1 protein-coding gene is annotated in these 243 nt (G+C 78.6%); it reads right to left on the bottom strand.

Going from position 1 to position 243, the window contains the following annotated elements:
* Positions 1–243: hypothetical protein (locus K206_RS44040; protein ID WP_043367741.1), on the bottom strand; the 243-nt coding region annotated here is incomplete at both ends.

The following is a 243-nucleotide window of genomic DNA, read 5'->3' as shown; positions in this document are numbered from 1 at the left end:
CGCCGATGCCAACGCCGCGCGCAGCTCCGCCAGCTGATCCTGGCGCAACGTCAGCGCGGCCAGCGCCGACTGCGCGCCGGCTGCGGCTTCGTGCGCGGCCTGGTCGGCGGCGCGGGCGTCGTCGCGTGCGTGATCGAGGACCTCGTCGGGCACCGGCGCGTCGAACTGCAGCGCAAGCTGCGGATGGGCGGCGCTGCCGCACACCGGGCAGGCCTCGCCGGCGCGCAGGCCGGCCGCCAGCCG

The sequence above is a fragment of the Cupriavidus sp. WS genome, from assembly GCF_000395345.1.
GTDB lineage: Bacteria > Pseudomonadota > Gammaproteobacteria > Burkholderiales > Burkholderiaceae > Cupriavidus > Cupriavidus basilensis_B.
The sequence above is the reverse complement of the archived record's forward strand: the minus strand, read 5'-3'. Positions and strand labels throughout refer to the sequence as shown.